Origin of the sequence: Armatimonas sp. (assembly GCF_031410135.1) — a bacterium.
Classification (GTDB): domain Bacteria; phylum Armatimonadota; class Armatimonadia; order Armatimonadales; family Armatimonadaceae; genus Armatimonas.
On sequence record NZ_JANNYP010000125.1, the window covers coordinates 1 to 8,137 of the forward strand.

Genomic DNA, 8,137 nt, shown 5'->3' on the forward strand with positions numbered 1-8,137 from the left:
ACGTGAACAAACTCGGCTTTATGGAACCTTCTCTGCTTGGGATTCTCTCTGTATCGAGAGAGCAAACTCAAAAATGAAGATGCCACAAGGGGGCTATCAAGTGGCATGAATGGCCTCTCAACTAAAATGGGTCACACCCAATTGATATGCAATCGCCCTGGCCTTGGAGCTAGGAAGCTGGCTCCTTGCGCGCTTTGGTGGCGGCACCGTTCGCGTGCGACGGCTCCGGCGTCAGGCATGGAACGCAGCAAGACATGGTCACAATTTGCCCAAAAACGCCGTATAATGTCTGTCCATGACTCTACCACGCTACCATCTGGTTGATCTTTCCGGGCCGAATCCGAGCGCGAAGTTCGGTCTGCGCTCGCGTCTGGCAATCAACGATGCCGGGACGATTGCGGGGGCGTGCGATGACCGCGCGGCGATCTGGGAGCGGGGTAAGCTTCACTTTATTGCCGGGCCCGGCACCTATGCGTGGGGTATCAACCCCAAGGGCGAGGTAGCCATTGAGGACGGCAAGACGGGGCTATTCTGGCGCAAGGGTCAGCTTGAAGCGCTTCCCATCCAGACACAGCCGGGCGAGCGCGTGGTTCCCCGTGATATCGCAGAGGGCCGCACCGTGGTCGGCACAACCCAGAGCAAGGGCATTCCCTTAGGCCAGGCCTGGGTGCTCAAGGGCACGATCTTCCGCTGGCTCGCCGATGCGGCTGAGGCCTGCGTTCTCTGCCCCGATGGCCGCGTCGCAGGCTTTGCACACGTCGCACAGGGTGATGTGCCCGTGGTCTGGCAGAGCAATCAAATCGCCTGGCTTCCTCTGCCCACACGCTGCAAGACAGGCCGTGCAACCGCTGTCAATGCCAACGGGGTTCTGGTAGGAACCGGGATGGTCGCCGAGGAGGACATCGAGGAGGGCTTTCCTACCCGTGCCTTGCGCTGGCGGCCCAACGGCTCCGCGGAGATCCTCTTTGCGGGCGTGGCCACCGCCATCAACGACCGAGGCTGGGTCGTGGGCCACCAGTCCGAGACGTTTAAAGGCACCGGGGCAGGAGGCATGCTCTGGATCGAGGGCAAGAAACACTTCGCCGATGACCTGCTCGAAAACTCCAGCCACTGGCATGTTATTGAGCTCGACGACATTAACAACAAGGGTCAGCTTGTAGGAAAAGCCTTCTACCGCGACGAGCTCCGGGCCGTCTTGCTTGACCCGCGCTAGCGATGACCGCACACGAGTGGCTTGCCGCCAACCTTCCCGATGCTCGTCCGTTTGCAAAGAGCGACAGCGCCACGATGGCTTGGCGCACGCCCGCGCTGTTTATCAAGTTCTTCCCCTACGCTCTGCAAGAGCGCAGCGCCGCCGAAGCCGAGCTCGCCTCGGCGGGCCTGCACGAGAACATCATCCCTTCGCTGATGATGTGCGGCGTGGACGATGGCGTGATCCTGATCTATCCGTTGGTCTCCGGCGAGACACTCGGCACGCCAGAGGCCCGAGAAAAATTCTACGCCCTCCCCGAAGCCGAGCGCCGCGCCGCTCTCGCAACGATTCTCGCGGCGCTGGCAGCCATCACGTCGGCGGGCTGGCTCTTAGTCGACTTCTACGAGGGCAACCTGATCTACGACTACGAAAACAAGAAGCCCTGGCTCTTCGACTGGGACTTATGCGTAAAAGCCGAGAGTTTCGTGCTTGCCACCAAGCGCAACTGGGGAAGCTCGCGCCTCATGGCCCCGGAAGAGTTTATCCAAGGCGAACTTATTAACTGCCAGACCAATGTCTTCAATGTCGCTCGTTTTGCCGTGCTTACCCTCGGTGAGAGCGCCACGGAGCAGGAGAGAGCCGTTCTTACCCGCGCCACCAGCCCCGATAGATTGCAGCGCCCTGGCTCTGTGACCGAGTTCATCGCCGCTCTGGCGCTCTAGGTGTCCGCTGTCCCTCCAGGAATGCCGGAGAGGTCACAGGGAAGTCTGTAAGTAGGAACCGTGGTCGCGCCGCTCGGAGAGTTGCCAGGAATCGTGCCTCTTTTATTGGAGAACTTGGCGTGACCGTCTACAAATCCGATGTTGAAGCCGTCGGAGTGGCGCGAGTCGCCGGGGAAGTTGTCCCAGCCAAAGACGCTGGTTGCTCCTAGAAGCGGACAGCCCTCGGCGGTGCGCTTGGCGTTGGCACCGGGCCTATCGTAGCGGGTGTCGTAGAACATCGTGGTCGTCACGGGTTCGTTCACTGCGGCTAGCGCGATCACCGGATCTGCCTCAAAGAGCCCCGGTGGCAGGCCAGGGTCTTGGAAAAGCGCGAAGTTGATGCCGTACGAGGCGTAGCGGAAGTTCGGGGAGAGCTGCAAACCAATCGGGGCAATCGTGGCCCGGAAGTCTACACCGGGACGCTGCGAGGGGCAGATCAGGATATCCGTGTTTTTCATGTAGGGCATGATCAGGCTGTAGACCGTCTCCACGGTTGCCCCACTGCCCGGCACGATAATCCCACCGCGCCCCAAGGGGTCGGCCATGCAGCCACTCACACAGTTCACGCTCTGTGGGAACGTCTCGTCGTAGTCCTGAACGTACATCAGGGTCGAGAGTGAAAACTGCTTCACGTTGGAGAGGCAAGAGATGCTGCGTGCTTTCTCGCGGGCCTGTGCAAAGACCGGGAAGAGAATGGCAGCAAGAATCGCAATAATGGCAATAACGACGAGTAACTCGATGAGCGTAAAGGCTCGCTTCTGTACTTTCTTCATGATGAATTGTCCTCGCCGCATTGTAGACAATTTCTTGACGTGAAGTATTAAGGCATAATGAAGCATGCTCGCCGATCCAAAAACCTATCTTGCCCCTCTGAGTGAGGAGCTGACGAAAACCTGGCCGAAGAACCGCCTCGTGAATATTGTCTGCCACGGGCATAGTGTGCCTGCGGGGTACTTCAAGACGCCGGTTGTGGATAGTTTTCATGCCTACCCACACCTGCTCCACAGAGCGCTCAAGGCGCGTTTTCCTCATACTGTGCTCAATGTGATCGTGACGGCCATCGGCGGCGAAGAGTCCGAGAGTGGGGCGAGGCGATTTGAAGCGGAGGTGCTCTGCCACCGGCCCGACTTGCTCTTGATAGACTACGGCCTCAACGACCGCCGTATTGGGCTGGAGCGTGCACAGGCAGCGTGGACCGCGATGATTCAGGCGGCCAAAAAGCGCAATATCAAGCTGATTCTCTGCACCCCGACTCTGGATAATGGCGATCTGGTCGAGCTTCGCAAGCATGCCGTCCAAGAGCGAGCGCTTGCGGAGACTTTTGAGCTTGGGCTAGCCGATAGCTTTGCCCGCTGGGAGCGAGCGAGCGCTGAGGGCACGTCGCGCGAGGCGCTACTCTCTCAGAGCAACCACCCCAACGAAGCTGGGCACACCTTGGTTGTCGAGGAGCTACTCCGCTGGTTTCCCGCCCCGCATGGGGTATAGTTACGGTATGAGACGCTACACTTTTCTCCTCCCCCTCGCCGCTCTTTGTCTGCTCGGTTGCTCTCCCGAGAAACCCGCAGAACCACAGACCGCCCCGGCTACCACAGCCCCAGGCGAGACCCACTCCGCTGATGATGGTCATGGCCACAGTGCAACAGCGACAACCACGACAACTGATCCCCACGCCGCCCCTAAGGACCCTCAAGCCCCCGAGGCTCCTAAGGCACCTGCCGCCAGCGATGCTTCCATGCCGGGTGGCCCCATGGCAGGAGCCGCGGATCCCTACGCCCCGCTCTCGAAAACGCCCGAGCTGGATGCCAAGATCGCGGAGGCCGAAAAATCGGGCGATAAGGCCGCCCTCGCCGATGCCTATGTTAAGCGGGGAATGTTCCGAATGCGCGATGATGACAAGGCGGGACAGCGGGTTAAGTACCGTGCCGCCCTCTCAGATTTTAGAAAAGCTCTAAAAATACCTGGTAATAATACCGATGCTCTTGTAGGTAAAGATCAGATAGAGAGCATTTACACGGGGATGGGCCGTCCTGTTCCCTCGGAAGCCGAGGCGGATGAAGTAAGCCGCACCGGAGTGTATAAACCAAAGCCAGGCGAGTAACAAAACCTGCCGTGGCACAGTTATTGCACTATCTGATCCTAGATCACCGCCCGAGAGGGCATGAGGAACAGGTAGACTCTCTTGAAAAACTTCTTTCGCTTAGCTGTTGCCACGGCAGCTCTCAGCATCACCACACTGGCTCACGCACAGACATCACTCTTTGCCAATTTCCAGCAGATAGGCAGTGCTAAGCCATTTCAGTTTATCAACGCCGGGATTAACTCTAGTTTCGTCACTTCAGTGACCGTTCCCGTAAACTTTTTCTACCGCGCTCCCAATAGCAGTGGAACGATTGATATTGCTCTTCCTGCAAACCTGACGATTACCTCCATCGTCAATGGAACCGCATCAGTCAGTGCCCCCACGATCTCTCAGAAGTTACAGAGCGTCGAGATGGTCTTCACGGGAACAGGAGCCGTTACCGGGAACCTGCTGACGATTCTGAACTCTTCTACCGGAACTCTGGGGGGGATTCTGGGAGACTCTGGAGCCGGACTTGAGGAGACTCACGGTGTCTCAGGGGGGGTGGCCAACTACTCTTCGGCTTACCTCGATTTTAGTGCCTCCACCCAGCGCAACTACAGTCTTGCTCTCAACAATATCGCCGCACCAGGTCTTGCCAATGGTCCTGGCAACTACCTGGCAGGATTTACCTCAGATGCGACCGGTCAGTTTTCTTCCAATGGCATTGTTCCAGAGCCCTCCACCGTATTATTGCTAGGATTGGGTGGTTTGGGGCTTATCATGAGATACCGACGCAAAGAAAATCACTGATAACCTTACTAGTTTTAATGTTATTTTTCACTCAGAGTAACTTTACTAGGGTATAAAATGAAAGATCATCAAAAGGAATCTGTCATAGACAGCCGAAAACAAAATGAACTTCAAATATACCAAAATACTGTTATCTGTCGGCACACTGGGGTTGACTCTGTGTGCTGTGCCTGCTCAGGCCCAAGAGCTGTTTGCCACATTTGCTCAGGCCTTTCAGACTCCTGCCTTTACATACTCTTCTACTAGCGGTGGCGCGACTCTGGGTCTGGCAAGCGCCATGCCTGTAAGCTTCCAGTTCCAGACAACGAATGGATTTGGGGCAGCAATTGGTGAAGATATCGAAGGAACCATGACGATGTCTGCCATGAGTGCGGGGAGTGTCTTCTCCAGCACCAGCTTTCTCGTCCAACCGATGAAGGACATTGAGCTGCGCTTCACATCGGCAAGTGCCGCCCCGAACTCTGGTGATCTGCTGAAGGTAACTCTTACCACAGGCAACCTGATCGCACGACCAGGTGGACAGACAGCCAGACTCACCGGCACCGAGAGCACCACCAGCAGCAACATCGTCAAATACGACTCGGATTACTTGGATTTCTCCCAGCCTCTCGTCAATAAGAACTTCGCGATCTCTTTCACCAGTGTTGCTCCTAGTATTGCGGATGGAGGCAATGGTTCCTTTGCTCTCTTCACCGCCACTGCTACCGGGAACTTTGGATCGGACCCGCTTCCTCCCCCCAAGAACAATATCCCGGAGCCTGCCACTCTGGTACTAGCCGCCCTAGGTGGTTTTGCTCTTGTACGACGGCGTAAATAATTCAGAGTTTAGATAAAGAGTAGCTGGAAAAAGTACGGTTTTCCAGCTCTCTTTTGTTCTAACACTCAAAGTGGCTTGGTTCATGCATAAATGTCTTCTGAAACCCTTTAGAGGGTCAAGGACATTTTATGAAAAACGCACTTAAAAATCTTGCTTGTAGCGCCCTACTCATGGGGATGCTCGCCCTTGTTTCCCCGGCTCAGGCACAAGTGCCCCAGCTGTTTGCCACCTTCAGCCAGATTGGTCAGCTCCCCTCGTTCAGCTACGTAGCGGGTACGAGTGGTGCCACACTGGGTCTGGCAAGCGCCATCCCGGTGAGCTTCCAGTTCCAAGCCGACAATAGTTTTGGAGCCGCCATCGGCCAAGACATCATGGCAAGTATGACCATGTCTGCGGTGAGTGCCGGCAATGCTTTCTCCAGCACCAGCTTTCTCGTCCAGCCCATGAAGGACATCGAGCTGCGCTTCACGTCCGCCAGTGCGACTCCAAACTCCGGCGACTTACTCAAGATGACCCTAAGTACCGGGAATCTTGTGGCACGTGCAGGAGGGCAGACAGCAAGGCTCACCGGCACCGAGAGCACTACTAGCACGGATAGGGTGACGTTTGAATCGAGCTACCTCGACTTCGCACCGCAGCTCCTTGCCAAGAACTACTCCATCTCGTTTACCAGTGTTGCACCGGCAGTTGCAAATGGGGGGAATGGCTCCCTTGCTCCCTTCACCGCCACTGGCACCGGGAACTTTGGATCAGATCCCCTTCCGAAGCCCCAGAACAGCATCCCAGAACCTGCCACTCTGATTCTAGCCGCTCTAGGTGGTCTTGCTCTCGCACGCCGTAAACGTCACGCTTAACCTGCTAGAGATACCAATTTTCAATCCGATCCCTCGTGTTGATCTGTTAAACTTCCAAAAGTCTCCTTATGAGACACATCATCGTAAAAACCATTTCGAGTCTCTTCGGAGTGGCTTTTCTAACCTCTTTCGCACAGGCACAGACGCCTCAGCTCTTCGCCACTTTCAGTCAAGTCGGGCAGAGTCCCTCGTTTAGCTACGTCGCCGGTACGAGTGGTGCCACCTTAGGTCTTGTTTCGGCGATTCCGGTGAGTTTCCAGTTCCAGACGGCTAATGGCTTTGGTGCCGCAATCGGGCAGGATATTGACGCAACCATGACCATGTCCGCGGTGAGCGCAGGCAATGTCACTTCCAGCACCAGCTTTCTTGTTCAGTCGATGAAAGACATCGAGCTGCGCTTCACATCCGCCCGTGCTGCTCCAAACTCCGGCGACCTACTCAAGATGACCCTGAGTACCGGCAACCTCATCGCACGGGCAGGCGGGCAAACCGCAAGGCTCACTGGCACCGAGAGTAGCACCAGTGCACAGTTTGTTAACTTTGACTCCGACTATCTCAACTTTGGAGAGTCTTTCCTTCTAGAGAACTTCTCCATTTCCTTTACCAGTATTGCCCCTGGTGTCTTCGATGCTGGCAATGGCTCTCTTAGCTCCTTCAATGGTACTGCGACAGGTAACTTTGGCTCTGCGCCACTTCCGACTCCTAAGAACAATATCCCGGAGCCTGCAGCTCTCGTGCTCGCCACGCTGGGTGGTCTTGCTCTTGCTCGCCGCCGTAAGGCTGCCTAGCTAGTTGTCGGGGATCACTTCATCGAGGGTGGCGTAGGTATCGTCTGAGAGGCGCTCACGGTTGCCATTTTTCGTTCGGTAGGTGGCAACCCGAATCCCGGAAACCCCCGCGCTACTTCGTCTGCGTCCCACCACACTCCGTCGTGCGGGTTCCTGGATAGAGAGAACACGGGTCTCCAGTACGATCTGGCTCGAAAGCCCCCTCTCGCCTACCGCTTCGACACTCAGGCGCTCTCCCACTACCTTGGCGCTCAGACGGACGGGAAACGTGTAGGGATTGCGTAGCCGCAGATCCACTCCCGGCCAGGCCACAGCGGCATCTCTGCCCGGTGGGACGTATTTGGGGGCGATCGTGTGGGGATGCCGCTCCAGAACCTCCAGCCCCGCAAGAAGCGCTGCATTATAGAGCGTCGTCGAGGTCTGGCAGACTCCTCCGCCCAGTGCGGGCACCATGGTTCCTTCCACAGAGACAGGAGCAGGAACGTAACCCGTCTCATTGTCCGTCGCAGAGACGACCGCGTTGTACGAGAATATCTTCCCCGCGCCAATCACCACGCCATTAAGTGCCCGAGCCGCCAGCGCCGCGTTGCGAATCTGTGCCTTCTTGCGCCCCTTCAAGCTCGTCGTGTAGCCCGCTAGTCGAACTTCGCTCGCTCGCGGCGTTACCCGTACATTCGCCCACACCAGCCCCCCTATAGCCACGAGTGAGGCAAGCCAGAGCGCGGCTTTTTTCACTTGCCCTGCCTCTGCGCAAGCTGGGCCTGGAAGAGGCTTGGAATCGCCTTGTCTGTGACGACCCAGTTTCGCGCCGTGGGCGGGTTTTGGACGATCAGCTCGGGGGCTGTCGAGTTCC

At 56.9% G+C, this 8,137-nt stretch carries 10 protein-coding genes; 8 read left to right on the plus strand and 2 right to left on the minus strand.

The window, feature by feature from the left end; translation table 11 throughout:
• Positions 1 to 295: 295 nt before the first annotated feature.
• Both RMO15_RS04600 and RMO15_RS04605 read left to right on the plus strand, forming a co-directional pair.
• Positions 296 to 1,213: a hypothetical protein gene (locus RMO15_RS04600; RefSeq protein ID WP_309708439.1), complete on the plus strand. Its 918-nt coding sequence runs from the start codon at positions 296 to 298 to the stop codon at positions 1,211 to 1,213.
• 2 nt (positions 1,214 to 1,215) lie between these two features.
• Positions 1,216 to 1,914 carry a hypothetical protein gene (locus RMO15_RS04605; protein WP_309708441.1) on the plus strand — a complete coding sequence of 233 codons (699 nt, stop codon included), beginning with the start codon at positions 1,216 to 1,218 and terminating at the stop codon, positions 1,912 to 1,914.
• On the opposite strand, the gene RMO15_RS04610 is transcribed toward RMO15_RS04605, so the two are convergent.
• Positions 1,911 to 2,726: a DUF1559 domain-containing protein gene (locus tag RMO15_RS04610; RefSeq protein WP_309708444.1), complete on the minus strand. Its 816-nt coding sequence runs from the start codon at positions 2,724 to 2,726 to the stop codon at positions 1,911 to 1,913. The genes RMO15_RS04605 and RMO15_RS04610 overlap by 4 nt on opposite strands.
• A gap of 64 nt (positions 2,727 to 2,790) precedes the next feature.
• On the opposite strand from RMO15_RS04610, the gene RMO15_RS04615 reads away from it, so the two are divergent.
• The 6 genes from RMO15_RS04615 to RMO15_RS04640 all read left to right on the plus strand — a co-directional run bounded on the left by RMO15_RS04615 (position 2,791) and on the right by RMO15_RS04640 (position 7,284).
• Positions 2,791 to 3,438, plus strand: coding sequence for a GDSL-type esterase/lipase family protein (locus RMO15_RS04615; RefSeq protein WP_309708447.1), 648 nt, complete (start codon positions 2,791 to 2,793; stop codon positions 3,436 to 3,438).
• 7 nt (positions 3,439 to 3,445) lie between these two features.
• Positions 3,446 to 4,051: a hypothetical protein gene (locus RMO15_RS04620; RefSeq protein WP_309708449.1), complete on the plus strand. Its 606-nt coding sequence runs from the start codon at positions 3,446 to 3,448 to the stop codon at positions 4,049 to 4,051.
• A gap of 81 nt (positions 4,052 to 4,132) precedes the next feature.
• Positions 4,133 to 4,825, plus strand: a complete 693-nt coding sequence (locus RMO15_RS04625; RefSeq protein ID WP_309708452.1) for a PEP-CTERM sorting domain-containing protein — start codon at positions 4,133 to 4,135, stop codon at positions 4,823 to 4,825.
• Positions 4,826 to 4,991: 166 nt separating this feature from the next.
• Positions 4,992 to 5,642 carry a PEP-CTERM sorting domain-containing protein gene (locus tag RMO15_RS04630; RefSeq protein WP_309708454.1) on the plus strand — a complete coding sequence of 217 codons (651 nt, stop codon included), beginning with the start codon at positions 4,992 to 4,994 and terminating at the stop codon, positions 5,640 to 5,642.
• 128 nt (positions 5,643 to 5,770) lie between these two features.
• Positions 5,771 to 6,496 (plus strand): PEP-CTERM sorting domain-containing protein, encoded by a 726-nt coding sequence (locus RMO15_RS04635; protein ID WP_309708456.1) that lies wholly within the window; start codon positions 5,771 to 5,773, stop codon positions 6,494 to 6,496.
• A 68-nt stretch (positions 6,497 to 6,564) separates the two neighbouring features.
• Positions 6,565 to 7,284, plus strand: coding sequence for a PEP-CTERM sorting domain-containing protein (locus tag RMO15_RS04640; protein WP_309708458.1), 720 nt, complete (start codon positions 6,565 to 6,567; stop codon positions 7,282 to 7,284).
• Here the strand turns inward: RMO15_RS04640 and RMO15_RS04645 are convergent, their stop codons facing one another.
• Positions 7,285 to 8,019, minus strand: coding sequence for a VanW family protein (locus tag RMO15_RS04645; protein ID WP_309708461.1), 735 nt, complete (start codon positions 8,017 to 8,019; stop codon positions 7,285 to 7,287).
• Positions 8,020 to 8,137 lie beyond the last annotated feature (118 nt).

Excerpts from the sequence above, each read along its gene's own strand:
- RMO15_RS04600 (WP_309708439.1), top strand. The coding sequence starts at position 296 with ATGACTCTACCACGCTACCATCTGGTTGATCTTTCCGGGCCGAATCCG.
- RMO15_RS04605 (WP_309708441.1), top strand. The coding sequence starts at position 1,216 with ATGACCGCACACGAGTGGCTTGCCGCCAACCTTCCCGATGCTCGTCCG.
- RMO15_RS04610 (WP_309708444.1), bottom strand. The coding sequence starts at position 2,726 with ATGAAGAAAGTACAGAAGCGAGCCTTTACGCTCATCGAGTTACTCGTC.
- RMO15_RS04615 (WP_309708447.1), top strand. The coding sequence starts at position 2,791 with ATGCTCGCCGATCCAAAAACCTATCTTGCCCCTCTGAGTGAGGAGCTG.
- RMO15_RS04620 (WP_309708449.1), top strand. The coding sequence starts at position 3,446 with ATGAGACGCTACACTTTTCTCCTCCCCCTCGCCGCTCTTTGTCTGCTC.
- RMO15_RS04635 (WP_309708456.1), top strand. The coding sequence starts at position 5,771 with ATGAAAAACGCACTTAAAAATCTTGCTTGTAGCGCCCTACTCATGGGG.
- RMO15_RS04640 (WP_309708458.1), top strand. The coding sequence starts at position 6,565 with ATGAGACACATCATCGTAAAAACCATTTCGAGTCTCTTCGGAGTGGCT.